The sequence below is a fragment of the Acinetobacter sp. CIP 101934 genome (assembly GCF_000369585.1).
Taxonomy (GTDB): Bacteria; Pseudomonadota; Gammaproteobacteria; order Pseudomonadales; family Moraxellaceae; genus Acinetobacter; species Acinetobacter schindleri.
The window spans coordinates 1-15,775 of the sequence record NZ_KB850092.1 but is presented as its reverse complement, the minus strand read 5'-3'; the positions used below and the strand labels follow the sequence as shown (position 1 = coordinate 15,775).

Genomic DNA, 15,775 nt, shown 5'->3' with positions numbered 1-15,775 from the left:
CGTCATCTGGTTCCTGAATCACTGGATCTGGAACAGATTCAACTCGTACATCCCGAGCACCATGATAGGTAAGAGCACGCATGCGGATTTCCTCTTTCTAGTTCAACATTAAACAGACTCGTAGCAAGGCTGCCAAGAATTAAAAAACACTTTTATTAGAGCCTTATGCGCCAAGAAATCGCTGTAAATTAATGTATGAAATAAGACATCCGAGTGTTTAAAAAATAAACTTATATAGGGTTTACGTAATTCGTGAGCTTATGTGTCGAATGAATAGAAAAGAACAGAATTAAAGAAACATCTAGTAATTTCTATAACTTATAGTGAATAGCCACCAATTTTGTAGACACCTTTTAGTTAGATAAAAAAGCAATTTTTTTGATCTTTAAAGAATGAGGATATAGTATTTGTAAAATTACTTAGCTGCTTAAAACTTAATTCTAATTGGTTAATAGGTGAAAAATGGGTAGTGTTTCAAAAAGTATGCTGGCATTAAACGAATCCATTATTGATATAAAAGAACACTAAATCAAAGGCTTTGAAATGATTTTCAAGCTTTTTGGAGAAGTTGCAGCTTCTCCTAAAGCCTCGCCTGATTCGATGCCGTAATCGACAATTATTGCCTTCTATACCCACAGTGAAAAATTTACCAATCAACTGTTTGCATTCTTTAAAGGTCGTAACAAAGCTATCCCAATGGTCACTTGATATACATGTATAGCTTACACCTAACTGCTTCAATTTTAATTTAAGTCGTTTTGCAGTGGCTAAATCTCGGTTACCCCATACATAAGCAACAATTTCACCTGTTTCTCGATGATAGGCATAAATTAGCCATTGTTTATTTTGCTTATGACCAACAAAAGTCCAAAACTCATCTACTTCAAGGGTTTCATAATGACTTTGCTGTGCTCGAAGTTGATATTTTGATTGGCTAAGTGTCCGTAGAACTTTACCGATACTTACTCTTTCAATTTCTGCTATATCCCTGACACCACTGCCTCGCACCATGAGGTGTAATATTTTGGTTTTGATACCTGAGTGACAGCCTTGATAACTGAGAGCATGATCACCAATAAATTGACGTCTGCATATTTTACATTGGTAATTTTGCTTACCATCTACTTTTGTGCCATTTTTCTTTATACTGTCACTTAGGCAGGCTGGACACTTGATTTCTAGAGTTATTCGCATTTCTCTATTTTATCAAAATCCAACCTGCTTTTTTTCAGCATACTTTTTGAAACACCACCCATTTTTTAAATTGATCCTAGACTGAACCGTACCGGGTTTGTCGGAGAGTTAATATTCTGAGAGACTATCCCGATGACAAAATTAAAATATACCCCTGAAATTAGAGAAAGAGCGGTTCAATTATTGATTGAATCTGAAAAAGATTATCCATCGAATTGGGCTGCGATCACCGCTATTGCTCCCTGAGCAGTATACTGCGCAAGGGTTGTACTCCTGAAACACTACGTGCCTGGCATCAAAAGCATTTAGATCAGCAAAATCCAGTTAAAGTACAGCAGCTTTCAGACCAAGAACGTATCAAACAACTCGAACGCGAAAATAAAGAACTGCAACGCGCCAATGAGATTCTACGTAAAGCAGCCGCTTTTTTCGCCCAGGCGGAGCTCGACTGCCCACACAAATAATGGTGGATTTTATCCATAATAATAAAGAGCTGTACGGAGTCGAGGCGATTTGTAGAATTTTACCAATCGCACCTTCAACCTATTACCGCACTCTAGATCTCTGCGAAAATCCAGAACATCGAGCAAAGCGAGATTTACATGACTTGCATCATGCTGAACAAATTAAACGAATTTGGAAGGAAAGTTCAGGTCGGTATGGTGTACGTAAAGTCTGGCAAAAACTGAAACGTGAAGGTTATGTTATCGCACGCTGTACTGTTGCTCGATTAATGAAAAAGCTAGGTATACAAGGTGTTTGGTGAGGTAAGAACAAACAAACCACCCGTAGCCGAGATGACCAAAAACGAGCAGATGATTTAGTGAAACGTAATTTTACTGCTGATCATCCTGACCAACTGTGGGTGAGTGACTTTACGTATATTCAAACAAATTCAGGCTGAGTCTATACCGCCTTTATTATTGATGTGTTCTCACGAGCAATTGTTGGCTGGAAAGTATCTACACGAATGAATACAGATATGGTGCTCGATGCATTGGAGCAAGCATTGCATGATCGAGGCATGCCAAAGAATGTGATTCATCATTCAGATAGAGGTGTTCAATATCTTTCCATTCGCCATACCAATCGTTTAGAAGCTGCAAATTTACGAGCATCAGTCGGTACGACTGGTGATTCATACGATAATGCTTTGGCTGAAACGGTGAATGGCTTATACAAAACAGAGGTGATTGAATATCTAAAAGCAGGTTGGCAAGGTTTAGCGGATGTACAACTTGCGACACTAAATTGGGTAGATTGGTTCAATAAAAAGCGTGTACACAGTGCACTGGGTTATGTATCGCCTTTTGAGTTTGAAGCAATATACTATGATAAGATTAACCCGTTAGGTCAGGTGGCCTAACTTAAATAAAAAAGTCTCCGACAAACCCGGTACGGTTCACTATTCACTAACTTGTAAATATCGGTATACCGCCTGACGACTAATCCCAAAAGCTTTTCCTAATGCCATTTTTGATGGATACTTCCCTTCCCTCCATGCTTGTCGTAAAGCTTCAGCTTGGTCAGGCTTTAGTTTATGCACCCGACCTTTGTACTTCCCCTGAGCAGAGGCGAGTTTTATTCCTTCCTTTTGCCGCTCTAAAATGATCTCACGTTCGAACTGTGCAAAAGCACCCATCAATTGCAGCATCAAATTATCCATCGGGGTGGATTCGGCCGTAAAAGTAATATTTTCTTTTACAAACTGGATGGCAATCCCTCGTTTGACCAGTTTATCTACTTCAGTGACCAAATCTTTCAGGCTTCGCGCAAAACGATCCATGGAATGTACAATCACCCTGTCCCCTTCCCGGACATAGTTCAACATTTCCTGAAATTTAGGTCGGTCAGTATTTTTACCTGAAGCACGGTCAACAAAAATCCGGTCGACTTCAATCCCCTCAAGTTGACGCCCAGTATTTTGCTCGACCGAACTCACTCGCACATAACCTACTTTTTGGCCTTTCACTCTTTCTCGCCCCAATTGGATAAAAATGAACAATTTTGTAAATTATAAATCTTTAATATCAAAGTTACATGTTACTTATGATTAAAAATCATTTAAATGATACATAATTTCATGAACTTTCAGATTGTAACTTTAGGGTATACTCTAAATATACATATTTAAATAACGAGTTTTTTCTCACTCATAAGAATTTGCAAGAATATATATACATTTATTGACATTAAGTAATTTAAATAAAATCAATATATGTATTTGCATATATGTGGAAATACGTATATAAATATATCTGAGTTTCTAATAGCAGAGTCAGTCAAAATGTTCTCGACCATAAAGATTTATCACAATCCTGAGTGTGGTACATCAAGGAATACCTTAGCTTTAATTCAAAATGCAGGAATTGAACCAATCGTTATTGAATATCTAATTACCCCACCTTCGAAAGCAGAATTAATTGAACTTATTCGTAGTGCTGGTTTAAGTGTTAGAGAAGCAATTCGTAAAAATGTACCTCCATATTCTGATTTAGAAATTGTTCGGGAAGATTGGTCTGATGAACAGCTTTTAAATTTTATGCTTCAACATCCTATTTTGATTAACCGCCCATTCGTTGTTACGGATTTAGGTACACGTTTGTGTCGTCCTTCTGAAGTTGTTTTGGATATTCTCCCGTTTCCTCAGAAAGGCGCATTTAGCAAAGAAGATGGTGAAAAAATTATTGATGAAAATGGCCTAAGAATTAAATAGCACTTTCTCATCTCTTGAATGGAAAGAATGTGAAGGAGACTTATATGGATCAAGTTAATTTTTTTAAATGCTTATCAGATGAAACACGTCTCAATATAGTGACATTAATTGTTGAAAATAAAGAACTATGTGTATGTGATTTGACTGAAAAACTACAACTCAGTCAACCTAAAATTTCAAGACATTTAGCCCTTTTACGTGCTTCAGGGCTACTTCAAGATCGCAGACAAGGCCAATGGGTTTACTACAGTATCAATCCAAAATTGGCCAACTGGTGTTATGAAATTTTAGATATTTTGAAGACGGTTCAATCTCAATCAAAGCTGGATGATCAACACCCCCTTTCTGTAAATAGTTATTGTGAGTAATTCAATGAAATTTTTATTTTTATGTACTGGAAATAGCTGCCGTAGCATTTTGTCTGAAGTTTTGTTTAATAGCCGAGCACCAGAAGGTTGGAAAGCCTATAGCGCTGGGAGTAAGCCTTCAGGTCAAGTTCACCCGCTAACTTTAGAAACCCTTGAAAACTTAAGATTATCTACCGAAGGTTTATGGAGTAAAACGATTAATGATTGTGAACAATATCAACCTGATGTTGTGATCACAGTATGTGATTCTGCTGCTCAAGAAGCATGTCCACTTTATTTGGGTGGAGCAATCAAGGCACATTGGGGCTTGGCTGATCCTTCACACTTAGACGTGAATAAAGAAGAAAAAATGAAAGCCTTTATGAGCACTGTTGAACATATCAATCGTCGCTTAGATGCTTTATTTAAACTTAATGTAGATAAACTATCTCGCTCAGAATTGATTGCAGCAATTAATCAAATTTCGAACGTTGAGTAAGTGAAATGTCTGAAAAACGCTTATCTTTTTTAGATCGCAACCTGACGCTATGGATTTTTATTGCCATGGCCTTAGGCATTGCCATCGGAAACTTCTTTCCTCAGGCTTCTGTCGCACTCGATAAATTAAGCATTGATTCAGTGAATATTCCAATCGCGATTGGTCTTATTCTAATGATGTATCCACCACTGGCAAAAGTGAACTATGCGACTTTGCCACAAGTGTTTAAGGATAAGAAAACCCTTACTTTATCCTTAGTACAAAACTGGCTGATCGCGCCAGTACTCATGTTTGCCCTGGCAATCATATTTTTACATAGTTATCCAGAATATATGACCGGTGTCATCCTGATCGGTCTTGCTCGATGTATTGCCATGGTTCTGGTGTGGAATGGCTTGGCCTGTGGTGATAATCAATATGTTGCAGCATTAGTTGCCTTTAACAGCATCTTCCAGATTCTATTTTTCAGTACCTATGCCTGGTTATTCCTGACCTTCCTTCCACCCTATTTTGGTGTCGCTTCGCAGGTCATTAATGTCGATTTCTGGACCATCACCCATGCTGTTCTGGTTTATCTTGGTATTCCGTTCTTATTAGGTTTCTTAACGCGATGGATTTTGGTGAAACAGAAAGGCGTGGAATGGTATGAAACCAAGTTCATTCCGAAAATCAGTCCGCTGAGTTTAATGGCTTTGCTGTTCACCATTCTGGCCATGTTTAGCCTAAAAGGCGGTGATGTCGTGAGTCTTCCGCTTGAAGTTTTACGCATCGCGATTCCTTTAACCATTTACTTCGTTTTAATGTTCTTCATCAGCTTCTTTATGAGTAAATGGATGGGCAATGACTATCCTAAGACCACAGCAATTGCATTTACCGCAGCGGGGAATAATTTTGAATTATCACTTGCAGTAGCGATTGCAACTTTTGGTATCGCTTCGCCTGTTGCTTTTACCACGATTATTGGCCCACTGGTCGAAGTTCCTGTGTTGATTGCCTTGGTGAGTGTTTCACTCTGGCTGAGAAAGAAAGTTTTTAAAGAGGCCTAACTCTATGAATCTCCCAAATGTAGATCTAAATCTTCTTGAGCAACCCACCTTTGAAAAAGTTCAAGCCAAAGAACTTGCTCATCCTCCGCGAATTTTGCTGCTGTATGGCTCTAATCGAGAACGTTCTTACAGTCGCCTTGCAGTTCTTGAAGCCGGTCGAATCCTTGAGCATTTTGGGGCGGAAATAAAAATCTTTCATCCTAAAGGGCTTCCTTTACCAGAAGATGCGGATACTGAGCATCCCAAAGTAAAAGAACTGCATGAGCTTTTAGCATGGTCAGAAGGCATGGTCTGGTGTTCACCTGAACGCCATGGTTCTATGAGTTCAATCTTTAAATCTCAAATCGACTGGATTCCACTGGCAGGAGGGGCAATCCGTGCAACCCAAGGTAAAACTCTTGCCTTGATGCAAGTCAGTGGCGGATCACAGTCATTTAACAGCCTGAACCAGATGCGTATTTTGGGGCGGTGGATGCGGATGATCACCATTCCAAATCAGTCTTCAGTTCCAAAAGCTTTTTTGGAGTTTGAAGAAGATGGACGAATGAAACCTTCGGCTTTCTATGACCGGATTGTGGATGTGATGGAAGAGTTATTTAAGTTCACCCTACTGACTCGTGGACAAAGCAAATACCTGACAGATCGTTATTCAGAACGTAAGGAATCAGCTGAAGAATTATCTAAACGTGTCAATCAGCGCAGTTTGTAAACTGCTAGGTGATCTTAAATGCAAAAGAGACATTCTAAATTAATCATTCTTGGCTCAGGTCCTGCGGGTTACAGCGCTGCGGTATATGCAGCACGGGCTAATCTTAAACCCACTTTAGTTGCAGGCTTACAACTCGGTGGTCAATTAACCACGACCACTGAAGTCGATAACTGGCCGGGTGATCCAGAAGGTTTAACAGGCCCCGCACTCATGGAACGTATGCAAGCGCATACGGAACGTTTTGGTACCGAAATCGTCTATGACCATATCAGTGAAGTGGATTTAAGCGTTCGTCCATTCGTGCTGAAAGGCGATATGGAAGAATTCACCTGTGATGCCCTGATTATTGCCACAGGTGCAACGGCACAATACTTAGGTCTTGAGTCTGAAGCTAAATTCATGGGGCAAGGTGTAAGTGCCTGTGCAACTTGTGACGGTTTCTTCTATAAGAACCAGAAGGTGATGGTTGTAGGCGGTGGTAACACTGCGGTTGAAGAGGCGCTTTACCTGTCTAATATTACAGCTCACGTGACTTTAGTGCATCGCCGAGCTTCATTGCGTTCTGAAAAAATTCTACAAGACCATCTTTTTGCAAAACAGAAAGAAGGCAAAATTAGCATTCTTTGGAACAATCAAGTGGATGAAGTGTTAGGCGATAACACCGGAGTAACTGGAGTGCGTTTAAAATCCACTGTAGATGGATCAAAGCAAGATATTGAGGTACAGGGTTTATTCGTGGCAATTGGTCACAAACCAAATACTGAGATGTTTTCAGCGCAACTTGAGTTACGTGATGGCTATATTCAGATCCAAAGCGGAACAGCGGGGAATGCCACTGCTACTTCAGTGCCAGGTGTATTCGCTGCCGGTGATGTGGCTGATTCAGTTTATCGCCAAGCGATTACTTCAGCAGGCTCTGGTTGTATGGCTGCATTAGATGCTGAAAAATATCTTGATAGTTTAAGTTGATTTTGATGTTGTCATAAAAATATAGTGAATATTGTAAAAGCCCAGTCTTCAGGATTGGGTTTTTATATTAAAGAAAAAATAAAAGAGGAAAAGGCTTTGAATCAGAAACAGACGGAAACTGATGTCATCATTATCGGTGGTGGACAGGCAGCTTTATCTACAGCTTATTTTTTAAAGCGAAAAAAATACCATTTATTATTTTAGATGATCAAAATCAAGCAGGTGGAGCCTGGTTACATGCTTGGAATTCTTTGCGTCTGTTTTCACCGAATAGCTGGAGTTCCTTACCTGGTTGGGTTATGCCGAATACAGAACAAACGTATCCGACCAAGAAAGAAGTTATTGAATACTTGCAGCAATATGAGCAGCGTTATCAATTTCCGATTATTCGTCCTGTATATGTTGATCACGTCAAAAGCGAAGGAGAAGTATTGAGTGTGCATGCAGGTGAACAGACATGGAGAGCCAAGGCTGTAATCAGTGCAACGGGCACCTGGAGTCATCCTTATATCCCATCTTACCCTGGCCAAGAAAATTTCAAAGGTCTGCAATTACACTCCGCCCATTATCAAAATGCAGAACTTTTTAAAGATAAGCACGTAATGATAGTCGGTGGTGGAAATTCTGGAGCACAAATTTTGGCTGAAGTTTCCCTAGTGGCAGACACTCTTTGGATCACGCCAACACCTCCTCAATTTTTAGCAGACGATGTTGATGGCCGTGTACTGTTTTTACGTGCGACAGAGCGTTTAAAGGCACAATTAGAAGGCCGTACAATAGATCAGCCTGTTGGCGGTCTGGGTGATATTGTCATGATTGATTCAGTCAAAGATGCACGTGCACGAGGAGTTTTACATAGTGAGCGCCCATTTTCGGCTTTTACAGAAAATGGCGTGATTTGGGAATATGGATCTTTTCAACAGGTTAATGCAGTGATTTGGTGTACTGGATTTAAAGCGACTTTAAGCCATTTAAAGCCACTTGGAATAGTAGAGGAAAATAATACGATACTTGTTGAAGGAACACGAGCAGTCAAACAATCCAACCTATGGTTAGTAGGATATGGTGAGTGGACCGGACCTGGTTCAGCGACACTGGTGGGTGTTTCAAGGACTGCGAGAGCCACAGTGGATGAAATTGCAGCTTATTTAGATAATATTTATAATTACATCCAATGTTAAATTGCTTGCCGTAAACTAAGTGCTTTTACAACTTTGATAACAGTATCGAAACTAAGTTTAACCCTCACCGGAAAGAGCTTTGTAAAGACTTTCTCGACCTAGGCTTATCGGGCTATTTAGTGAAGTTGAAAGCTCCAAGTGCAAGTCTACAGTCTTACCTGTAAGAGAAATAATGTAACTTTAGAGTATACTGCCTTTTGAAGTGGTTAGTCCTACTGCTTTAGGTTGGGTATTAATAGTTTCAGCATGGGAGTAGTCCAGGGTAAATAATGTAATCATTGGGACAAGAATTTTTTTCATATAAAAAACCTAAATTTAGACAAAAAAAAGCTAACAGTCAGAACTGTTAGCCGTAAGAAAAAAGATTAGTTACCAAACCATGATTTAAAACTTTGTGTACTGGTGACACCTGATGAAGCATTATTTGAAGCTAAATTGGTTTGGACCGCAGCCAGCTTCGCACCGATAGAGTTGATATAACCCTGTTCAATTGCAATGGCATTAGCTAAGTCCTGTGCTTCTTTAATGTTCTTAGTCGAATTGATCTTATTCTTTAAAGTAGTAAGGTTTGCAACGTGTTCATTCAAAGCATTATAAGAAGCATCACTGAAGGCAAAACCTGTCTTAACAGTATTATAGCTGCGCTTGTACTGATCATTGCTTAGAAGCTGATTCATGCCTTCACTACCGATAGTAGTAAGCACCTTGTCATAAGTTTTTTGTGCACTGCCGAAAGCACCAGACTTCTGATTGGAAACAACATCTTGCCATGAACCAGCTACAACATCAGTAACAGTCTTTACGCCTGAAGTCCCAATACCTGTATTACCTGTTGTGCTTTCATATTGTTTTTTCATGATTTCATACTGCTGCTTCATTTGAGCAAGTTGCTTCACCATGTTAGCAACGGCAGTCGGGTCAAAAACAACGTCCCAAGCCTTAGCGGGATTGGCTGTGAACAATAAAGCAAAAGCTACAGCCGTGATTTTTGTTTTGCTCATTTTCATGATTTCACCTTTTTATTAAATTCATTAACCCATTGGGAGTAGGTTAGGTTTTCATTTTTACTTAGTGTTTCTTCAAGCATCTTGTGGCGTACTTCATTGCCTGAAAATACTGGGATAATTTCTGACATATTTCCTAGATCGAGCTTACTAATGACTGAATCATGAGAGTTTTTAATCATGAACTGACGTAAGTAAGGCGGTGTATTAACAATCCATTCAAATTCTGTTTGTGTGCATCCTAATCCTGAATTTTGATCATTACCCATATACGTTGCTGGGTTGGCTTTATCGTTCGGCAATAGAATTGAGGTTTTAAACTGCCCGATCAGATCGTCATCCTTAGTGATCACTTCAGGGGTAGGGGTTACGAAGATCATCATGCCGTTACGTCTACGGTATGTAGTCAACATAATTTTCAGCCAAGCTAAGTTGATCGGGTTGCTGATGTAACGCTGACCTTCCTCAACTACCACAATGAACGGACGACCCTCTGACATAGCTATATCAATACGGTGAAAGATATACATAGACATAGCACCCAGCACGACATCATTTTTAATGACGTTTTTCATTTCATAACCAAAGATACGAGCATCTTCAATTGAGAAATTGTCACCTTCATTGTCAAAGATATTGGCAAAATGACCATTATTCGCCCATTTCGCCATGCGTTCAGCAAGGTTATTATTCTCTGCCATGCCAAACAGTGAGATAAAGTTTCTTAACCTCCGGAGAGTTTTTTCATAGCTGTAAACTGCTTCTACAACTTCTTTAATTTTGTTTTCTTCTGCTGCTGATAATGGTTTCGGGTTTCCAGCCTCGTTATAGTCTTGCCCCATGAATGCAAAAAGTTTATTCAGGAAAAGTCTATTCTGATCGGTGTCATCTAACTGAAGCGGATTCCAACCAGTCGGCACCATTTCACTTAGAACGGTATGTTTACCGCCCATTGCTTGAATCCAAACTGATGCTGAATATTCAAAATCAAAGTGAAAAATATAGGGCTTAAACTTATCTGCTGCTGTGAGCAAAGCATTAATTAAAGTTGTTTTACCGCCACCAGTACCAGTTGTAATACGAGTATGACCTACATCACCCTCATGGAAATTAAAGTAATAAGGGGTATTTCCTTCAGTCTTTAATTGTAAAACATACTCGCCCCAATGGTTGCCTTCCTTTTTACCAATAGAGCTATTGTGCATACTGGCAAAGCCAGCAAAGTTAGTTGTATTGATCGTTGCAGGGCGTTGGAGTAAATGATAATTACCAATTAACGTTGAGTAAAAAGTAGGTTCAGCAATTAAATCTTCCTTTTTAGGCAGCATGTGATTTCGCTGGAAAGCCCCGCTAGTTTTCTGCATAGCATCTTTAAAGGCTGCACCATTCTTAGCTGTAACAAGTACATTAAGAGAATAGATACCATTCAGAATGCGACCTGAAGCCAAATCATCTACAGCTTGATTAATCGCTTCAATTTGAGATTCAGATTTATCTTTCGCATTTTTTAACTGGTTCTGACGCTGGATACTCATGTTGATAGACTTTCTTCTGTCCATCATCATGAAAGTTTGAGAAATAAGTAGAGGATGATCTACCTTCAAAAACTCATCTAACATCGTGTGATCGGTATGTTCAGGGTAGTTAGGCGTTGGTAGGCTGTAAATCGCGCCTGCGGTGACTTCACCACTCGGATGATAAAACTTAATTGTTCCATCCGGAGTAAATACTTTACGGACAAAGCCCAAATAGTTTCTGATCTCTGTCGGGTATAGGGGTATCTCTGCTCTTTCTAAATTCACCATGTAGCCCAAAAAATTAACCGCTTCGGAATACATCACATTATCTTTATGATAAACGCCCAATTGACGAGGGTTAGCATCCTGAAGGTACTCTTTAAACATACTTACAGCATTGCTTAATTCTGCGAGCATTTGAGCTTCATTATCTACTCTGAAGAATGTATTTTTTAGGCGGGTAAATGGCGGTTCACTTGGGTTAGCTTTGCGAACAAGGAGAGAAATATAAATGTCATTTTGGAACATATGTTCCTGACTTAGCTTTTCATAATATTTCTGTTGGAAGTGATCAGAAAATTCATTGCCGTGAGGTTCTGGTATTTCTGTTTCTACTTCGTGTCGATCATAGTAAACGCTAACAACGAAACGGCTACCGAGCTGCTTGAACATTTCTGCTCGATAGCGTTTAAGCATCTTCAACTGTTCATAGCTTTTGGTTTCGTATGCAAAACCTGTGATCTTCAGGATTGTAAAAATATCACCGTTTACGAGCTTAATATTGTGGCTGTCAATTGGTGTCAGATAGGGTAAATTGCTCACTTCCATTAGTTCACCACTCGCTAGTTGTTTTTGATCATATTCAATTCCCTCATCTTTGGTTTTGGTATGGGTTTCAAAGCTATAACCACCGAAAACCATTTTTCTAGAAAATTTCCTTTTCAGTGAAAAAAGTAGGTATTGAATCCCTCTATCTTCTTCATAGGTCAGTGCATTAAGGACTAAATAAATCCCCGCAATGATGAAGAAGCCAGTCATTACTTTTCCTAGCAAGGCAAGGATAGTAATGAGAAATCCACCGACAATAAAAAAGATAGCGAAAATATCTACTGGAATATTTGCGACCCTTGCCACTCGTGCAAGACCCGCAAATAAAAGGTCTTTCTGTTCCTGTTTTTCAGTGGCTTTGCTCATGTTCACTCACCGTTTAGCTGAAGAAGAAGCTACCCAAATCAGGGGCAATGAAACAAAGAATGCCAGCGATTACCAAACCAACGCCCCAGCGTTTAATTCTCTCGCTACCACCGCCCATCATTGTGATAGCTAAACAGATCACACCAGTTACGAAAGCGACTGCTGCTGCAATTACTAATTCGTCATTAAATGAGTTCAGCTTTGAAGCAAACTTTTGCCCCCAAGCTGCGTTTGCCACCTGGCTAAAGATCAATGCAAAAAACGCTACAGGGAGGTGTGCCAATTTAATAAAATTCGACTTTTTCATAGTTCTTTCCTAACTTAACTAATTAAAAAACTTGGACGTAACGCCCATTAGAATTGAGCGACTGCACAAATGAGGTTGGTTGTGCAGGCTGTTGAATTGAAGGCTGATTATTTATACGAACTCGCACAGGTTCAGCTTGTGCGATATAGCTTTGATCTTGTAGGTATTCTGCGGAATAGTCGGGGTATTGATTTTGCTGCCAAGAAGCTAAGACAACCATGTCATTTTTTCTTTTAGCTTCAGGGAAGATCGGGCTGGGTTGGGGGGCATTAAAGTTTTCTAATGCCCCACCGCCTAGCAATTTTTGATATTTACTTGTGACGTAAGTAACGTAGTTTCTAGTTTCACGGTAAGGGGGAATGCCGCCAAATTTTTCCACCGCACCGTGTCCAGCATTATAGCCAGCTATGATTTTGATCAGATTGCCATTAAACCGTTTGTTTAAGAAAGCAAGGTAACGAGTACCAGCAATAATACTTTGTTCAGGTTCAAATAATCTTCTAGGGTCAACGCCTACCATTCGGGCTGTTGATGGAATAACTTGCATAAGCCCTCTGGCATCTTTGGGAGATCGAGCATTAGGCTTAAATGCACTCTCCCTTGCCATAATTGCTGTAACTAACTTAGGGTCTAAACCGTTAGCTACAGAATGCTTGTAAATTAAATCCTCATAAGGTGAAGCGCTTACCAGCACAGGAGTTGTGCAAATAAAGCTGATTATTAATCTTCTGAACATTGTCATTATTCCTTGTAGAGTTATAACAGTATAACTCTATTTGATTCAGTCCTCAAAAGGACTATTTGAAAAATTATGTTTCTCTTTGAAATACTGATCGAGGGCGATCAAGAATATTAAATTTCTTGTCAATCTGCGGTTCTGTAATTCTTCAGGAACTTTCAATTCACCACGTTTATAGCGTAAGAAAAACTCGTCAAACTCAGCTGCAAATTCATCGCTCACGTATAGTTGTTCACGTTTCATGCTTAGATTTCCTTTTTTCAGTTTTGTTGGTAAGAAGCCGCAACTTTAGCATAAGAGCGGTACTTCATTTTTACTAAAGTAGGCGGGTAATGACCTGAAAACTTTAAATAAAAATGAAGTGGTTGAAGGCTGCTTATTTCTTCAGCTTTAACAACATTTTCCTTCTCTTTTACCAACTCACTTTTTGCATCCTTGTGACTAGATTTCATTTTTCGTAATACTTCGATTGCACCGAAAGACTTTTCATATTCTTGGGGGGTATAAGTGTCTTGAGCGTTTACGGCACATACACCAAATGACGAAAAACAGCCCCTTAGCGTGATTGAGAATTTGTCGCCATAGATTGTTATAAGCTGGGCTAAACTTTGAATACCCGCCAAAGCAATAAGTCTGTGCTTACGCCCTTTCGTCAGCACAGCTTCCAAGTATGAAAGTCGATTTAATGAGCCTAGTTCGTCTAAGCAAAAAACAAAGTCTGAATAGTTGTCGAAATCAGAAAGTAATGAGCTACAAACAACATCAGTGATACAGCTTACAAGTGGCTGTAATGCAGTTAATTGATCTTCACGCCAAGTAATAAAAATATTGCCTTCACCATTTTTTAAGTAATCTCTAAAGGAAAAATCACCAATTGAATTGTGGGTATGTGGCGTGAGATAAGTTGTGATGATGCTTCGCAGCGTCCCGACCAGTTCAGTATTTCCTAGCAGACTAAATGCAGGCGTACCCATCAAGAAATCTCTTAATTGATCATCACTAGAGTTTAATAACGTATCTAAGAACAATTGTGCTTTTGCTGATTTTGATATGTCTGGCATTTCCAGAACTTTAGACATAGCAGACTTAATAATTGTACGAGCCATACTATTAAAGTTTTCATGTTTCGCATCGGAAGATTTTGGAATCAATGTAGCTGAGTAAGTTTCAATATCATAAGGGTTTCTTACTTCATTAATGATTGACCAGCTTACAGATCGAGCATCGAAAGGGTTAAAAATCACATCGCCCTTTTTATAGAACAAACTTGTATATGAGCCGTTAGGGTCCACAACAATTAAGCGGGTTTTACTGCGGGCATCAGATACGCAAGAATCTAAGAAATCACTAATAGAAACGGATTTACCTTGACCAGTACCACCAGTTAAAAGGAAGTGTTTGTACTTCAAATCTTTCGGAACTGGCATACCACAAAAACGAATCTGATAGCCTTTTTCTGTCGTCAGTTTCTTAAATTTATAGGGGCTAACTAGCTGTAAGCCCCGCAAAACTTTAACGTACCGTTCACCAGCAAAAGGGGTTTTATTGTTCTGAAAATAAAACCAAGCGATCACCCAGCTAATGACCAATACCACTAAGAGAATCAAAACGTATAAAGGCGTTTTAAAGGTCAATGGCAAGGCATACAGAATAGCCTTAACCTTCTGTTCTTGAGGGATAATAAAAAACTTAGGCAGTAATACTACCCATGCCGTGATCACGGAAAAAATAACAATCAGGATAGACTGATTAAAAATCTTTTGGCTTTGATCATTCATCATTTCACTGACCCTAAAAACTTCTGTACTGCCTGATGAGAAGCTACTTTGTAGCTCTCCATGCTCGACTGCATCATAAGCATGTTGGCTTTTAACTTAGCTTGATTGGCAACGATCATGCTGTTCTCTACAGCAAGCGCATTTGCTAAATCTTTTGACTGCTTCAAAGTGTTGGTATTGACCGCAGCCAAAGACTTGAGGTTTTCAAAACTGCAATTAATTTGTGTCCAAGCAACTTCTGCTTCCACATAAGCGGTATTAACTCTTGCAGCAGTGAGATTTTGGATCTTCCCTAGTTCTTTACTGGCATAAACGCCTGTATCCGTAGCGATCTGACGTTGAAGCTCGTTATAGGCATTTTGTTCTCTAGGGGTATTAAAGATATTTGTAGGTTCAGCAGAGAAGCCATTAGGCAGTTCAAAGCCAGCAAGTTGAGCGACATTGGTTAAAAGACCAAGACCCGCTAAACCTTTTGTAATGCTGTCATATTGTCCACGTAATACTTGAATCTGGCGCATTAACTCCTCTACCTGTAATGCAGCATCAGCATTTTTAGTAGGGTCAAAAACAGTTTT

General features: G+C 39.4%; 16 protein-coding genes, 2 pseudogenes and 1 other annotated feature. Of the genes and pseudogenes, 8 read left to right on the top strand and 10 right to left on the bottom strand.

What is annotated here, in order from left to right; genetic code table 11:
* Positions 1-82, bottom strand: an 82-nt coding sequence (locus F899_RS00120; RefSeq protein WP_005220138.1) for a hypothetical protein, incomplete at its 3' end; no start/stop codon positions are given.
* A 410-nt stretch (positions 83-492) separates the two neighbouring features.
* Entirely contained in the window at positions 493-1,194 is a 702-nt protein-coding gene (locus F899_RS00115) for an IS1 family transposase (protein WP_004282341.1), read from the bottom strand.
* A gap of 132 nt (positions 1,195-1,326) precedes the next feature.
* Between F899_RS00115 and F899_RS15210 the strand changes: the two are divergent.
* Positions 1,327-2,560, top strand: a pseudogene (locus F899_RS15210) (IS3 family transposase).
* Positions 1,616-1,732 (top strand) — a sequence feature (AL1L pseudoknot). Its footprint overlaps the pseudogene before it by 117 nt.
* Positions 2,561-2,599: 39 nt before the next feature.
* Here F899_RS15210 and F899_RS00095 read toward each other — a convergent pair.
* Entirely contained in the window at positions 2,600-3,166 is a 567-nt protein-coding gene (locus F899_RS00095; protein WP_004897285.1) for a recombinase family protein, read from the bottom strand.
* 315 nt (positions 3,167-3,481) lie between these two features.
* On the opposite strand from F899_RS00095, the gene arsC reads away from it, so the two are divergent.
* The 7 genes and pseudogenes from arsC to F899_RS00060 all read left to right on the top strand — a co-directional run bounded on the left by arsC (position 3,482) and on the right by F899_RS00060 (position 8,661).
* Positions 3,482-3,910: an arsenate reductase (glutaredoxin) gene (gene arsC, locus F899_RS00090; protein WP_004644743.1), complete on the top strand. Its 429-nt coding sequence runs from the start codon at positions 3,482-3,484 to the stop codon at positions 3,908-3,910.
* 44 nt (positions 3,911-3,954) lie between these two features.
* Positions 3,955-4,278, top strand: coding sequence for a metalloregulator ArsR/SmtB family transcription factor (locus F899_RS00085; RefSeq protein WP_004644742.1), 324 nt, complete (start codon positions 3,955-3,957; stop codon positions 4,276-4,278).
* Between the two features lie 4 nt (positions 4,279-4,282).
* The gene (locus tag F899_RS00080; RefSeq protein ID WP_005220137.1) at positions 4,283-4,756 is read left to right on the top strand and encodes an arsenate reductase ArsC; all 474 of its coding nucleotides are present in this window, start codon (positions 4,283-4,285) and stop codon (positions 4,754-4,756) included.
* A gap of 5 nt (positions 4,757-4,761) precedes the next feature.
* Entirely contained in the window at positions 4,762-5,802 is a 1,041-nt protein-coding gene (arsB, locus tag F899_RS00075; RefSeq protein ID WP_004644740.1) for an ACR3 family arsenite efflux transporter, read from the top strand.
* 4 nt (positions 5,803-5,806) lie between these two features.
* A complete protein-coding gene (arsH, locus tag F899_RS00070) occupies positions 5,807-6,511 on the top strand; it encodes an arsenical resistance protein ArsH (protein WP_004644739.1) in 705 nt (234 codons plus the stop codon).
* An 18-nt stretch (positions 6,512-6,529) separates the two neighbouring features.
* Positions 6,530-7,480 carry a thioredoxin-disulfide reductase gene (gene trxB / locus F899_RS00065; protein WP_004644738.1) on the top strand — a complete coding sequence of 317 codons (951 nt, stop codon included), beginning with the start codon at positions 6,530-6,532 and terminating at the stop codon, positions 7,478-7,480.
* A gap of 96 nt (positions 7,481-7,576) precedes the next feature.
* A pseudogene (locus F899_RS00060) lies at positions 7,577-8,661 on the top strand (ArsO family NAD(P)H-dependent flavin-containing monooxygenase).
* Between the two features lie 365 nt (positions 8,662-9,026).
* Here F899_RS00060 and F899_RS00055 read toward each other — a convergent pair.
* From F899_RS00055 to F899_RS00025, 7 genes are all read right to left on the bottom strand, one after another.
* Positions 9,027-9,662, bottom strand: a complete 636-nt coding sequence (locus F899_RS00055) for a TrbJ/VirB5 family protein (protein WP_228127783.1) — start codon at positions 9,660-9,662, stop codon at positions 9,027-9,029.
* A 2-nt stretch (positions 9,663-9,664) separates the two neighbouring features.
* Positions 9,665-12,376 (bottom strand): VirB4 family type IV secretion/conjugal transfer ATPase, encoded by a 2,712-nt coding sequence (locus F899_RS00050; protein ID WP_005108919.1) that lies wholly within the window; start codon positions 12,374-12,376, stop codon positions 9,665-9,667.
* A 13-nt stretch (positions 12,377-12,389) separates the two neighbouring features.
* Positions 12,390-12,683 carry a TrbC/VirB2 family protein gene (locus tag F899_RS00045; protein ID WP_005108920.1) on the bottom strand — a complete coding sequence of 98 codons (294 nt, stop codon included), beginning with the start codon at positions 12,681-12,683 and terminating at the stop codon, positions 12,390-12,392.
* 22 nt (positions 12,684-12,705) lie between these two features.
* Positions 12,706-13,419: a lytic transglycosylase domain-containing protein gene (locus F899_RS00040; RefSeq protein ID WP_005108921.1), complete on the bottom strand. Its 714-nt coding sequence runs from the start codon at positions 13,417-13,419 to the stop codon at positions 12,706-12,708.
* Between the two features lie 45 nt (positions 13,420-13,464).
* On the bottom strand, positions 13,465-13,665 hold the full coding sequence (locus F899_RS00035; protein WP_005108922.1) for a hypothetical protein: 201 nt from the start codon (positions 13,663-13,665) through the stop codon (positions 13,465-13,467).
* A gap of 17 nt (positions 13,666-13,682) precedes the next feature.
* A complete protein-coding gene (locus F899_RS00030; protein WP_005108923.1) occupies positions 13,683-15,203 on the bottom strand; it encodes a type IV secretion system DNA-binding domain-containing protein in 1,521 nt (506 codons plus the stop codon).
* A partial coding sequence (locus F899_RS00025) for a type IV secretion system protein (protein ID WP_005220136.1) occupies positions 15,200-15,775 on the bottom strand: 576 nt, incomplete at its 5' end. The genes F899_RS00025 and F899_RS00030, both read right to left, overlap by 4 nt.